Genomic DNA, 2,449 nt, shown 5'->3' with positions numbered 1-2,449 from the left:
TTGTTCTGGTGGGTGTCATAGCGCACCGCTTCGTCGATGATGCCGTACAGGGTGACGCTCGACTGCGCGTGCGCGATCCCAGAAACTGCCAGTCCCAATCCAGTTAGTATGCCTAATGTATTCTTTTTCACGAGTAGATCCCCTTGCTGATTGACGAAGAATGGAAAACTCCAAACCGACTGCCACGTCCTCTCGGCGCGGCATGTCTTTTTTACAAAGCGACGACGCGACGTATTAACGTCGTCGCCGTACTCTCAGTTCAGTGCGGCGACCGCGGCGGCAATCTTCCTGCAGCCTTCATCGATGATGTCGATGCTTGTCGCGATCGACATCCGGAAGAAAGGTGAAACGCCATAGGCCGATCCGGCAACCAGCGCGACGCCGGCATGCTCGAGCAGATACAGAACGGCATCCGCGTCGCCCTCGATGCGCTTTCCTTGCGGCGTAGTGCGGCCGATCATGCTGCCGCAATTGACGTACAGATAGAAAGCGCCGCCCGGCGTTTTGCAACTGATGCCGGGAATCGCGTTAAGGGCTTCGAGTGCGTGGTCGCGGCGTTCCTTGTAGGTCCGCACCGATTGCTGCACGAATGTTTGGTCGCCGTTCAGCGCCGCGAGCGCCGCAGCCTGGCTGATCGAACTGGCATTGCTGGTAGATTGGGACTGGAGCGTGTCCATGGCCGCGATCAGGTCGGCGGGGCCGGCGGCATAGCCGATGCGCCAGCCGGTCATCGCATAGGTCTTGGACACGCCGTTAACGACCAGGGTGCGCGAGCTGAGTTCGGGTTCAATCGACAGGAGGTGCTCTGATGCCTCGCCTTCGAACCGGATGTGTTCGTAGATGTCGTCCATCATCACCAGCACCTGCGGGTGACGCAACAGCACATCCGCCAATGCGCGCAGTTCTGCTGCGCTATACGTTGCGCCCGTGGGATTGGTCGGCGAATTGATGATCAGCCAACGTGTCTTGGGCGTGATCGCCGCTTCGAGGGTGGCGGGTGTGAGCTTGAAGCTGTCTGCTTCGGTGCAGGGCACGACGACCGGCACGCCGTCGCAGGCGAGCACCATGTCCGGATAGGACACCCAGTAGGGGGCGGGAATCAGAACTTCATCGCCTGCTTCAACGGTGATGGCGAGCGCGTTGAAGATCGCGTGTTTGGCGCCGCACGTCACGATGATGTGTTTGGGATCGTACGAAAGACCGTTCTCGCGTTGCAGTTTCGCGGCGATGGCGGCGCGCAGCGCCGGCGTGCCTGCGGTCTGCGTATAGCGCGTTTCGCCGCGCTCCATCGCGTCGAAAGCGGCCTGACGAATGTGCGCGGGCGTGTCGAAATCGGGTTCGCCAACCACGAGGTTGACGATGGTTTTCCCCTGCCGCCGCAGTTCCGCGGCCCGGTCCGCCGCGGCGCTGCTCGGCGAAGGTTTGATTCGTTGGACGCGGGCGGCAATTCGCGATGCACTCACACTTGACTCCTCAACGGCATTTGATGAGGCTTCACCTTAAGCGCGCGAAAAAGTTCAAGCCAAGACGTCTTTCCGCTGGCGCAATAACATCCGCTTATGACAGGGCGGTACGCGTGCGCGTCCGGCATTTACCGATCGGGTCCATGCGGGAATACGCTGGCAGGGCACGCTTTTAGCGCTGCAGGCGCGGGAGCGAGGTTTTTTAAGCACTGTGCGCGGCGCGGCGCTTGCCCTATCATTGTTGCCATCACTTAACGTTGAGACGCGACTACCGTGAACCTGCGGCGTTTAAAGTACTTCGTGAAGATCGTCGATATCGGCAGCCTGACGCAGGCCGCCGAAGTGCTTCATATCGCCCAGCCGGCGCTGAGCCAGCAGTTGATCACACTCGAAGACGAGTTCCAGCAACAACTGCTCGTGCGCACCAAGCGGGGCGTCACGGCCACTGAGGCGGGCGCCACGCTGTATCGTCACGCCCAATTGATCCTGCGCCAGTACGAGCAGGCTCAGGCCGATGTGAAGAGCGCCGGCCAGACGCTGTCAGGCCAGGTGTCGGTGGGGCTCGCACCGGGCACCGGCGCGTCGGCGTTGTCGTTGCCGCTGTTGCGCACCGTGCGTGCGCGGCATCCGGACATCCTTCTCTACATCAACGAGAACTTCGGCACGACGTTGAGCGAGCTGATCATGAACGGGCGTATGGACATGGCCGTGCTGTATGGCGACAAACCCGTCCACGGCCTGTCGTTCCAGCTTCTGATGAACGAGGAACTGTTCCTCGTGGCGCCGCGCAGCATGGGCATCACGCAGGAGCAGATCGCCGTGACGGAGTTGCGCGACGTGCCTTTGCTGCTGCCGCGTCCGTACAACTATCTGCGCAAGTACGTCGACGAAGGTTTCGCGCGCGTGCAGATGATCCCCAAGGTCGTGGCCGAAATCGAATCCGCGTCGACGTTGTCGGCGGCGGTGAGCGCGGGGATCGGTGCGAC

3 protein-coding genes are annotated in these 2,449 nt (G+C 61.3%); 1 reads left to right on the top strand and 2 read right to left on the bottom strand.

The genetic code is table 11. The annotated features are described in order from the left end of the window. Positions 1 to 131: porin (locus tag BM438_RS46655; protein ID WP_425270772.1), on the bottom strand; the 131-nt coding region annotated here is incomplete at its 3' end. 123 nt (positions 132 to 254) lie between these two features. Then, positions 255 to 1,463: an aspartate transaminase gene (locus tag BM438_RS44470; RefSeq protein WP_093647930.1), complete on the bottom strand. Its 1,209-nt coding sequence runs from the start codon at positions 1,461 to 1,463 to the stop codon at positions 255 to 257. Between the two features lie 273 nt (positions 1,464 to 1,736). On the opposite strand from BM438_RS44470, the gene nac reads away from it, so the two are divergent. Then, a partial coding sequence (gene nac, locus BM438_RS44465) for a nitrogen assimilation transcriptional regulator NAC (RefSeq protein ID WP_093647928.1) occupies positions 1,737 to 2,449 on the top strand: 713 nt, incomplete at its 3' end.

This window comes from Paraburkholderia aspalathi, assembly GCF_900116445.1.
Classification (GTDB): domain Bacteria; phylum Pseudomonadota; class Gammaproteobacteria; order Burkholderiales; family Burkholderiaceae; genus Paraburkholderia; species Paraburkholderia aspalathi.
This window is presented reverse-complemented; position numbering and strand designations above follow the sequence as displayed.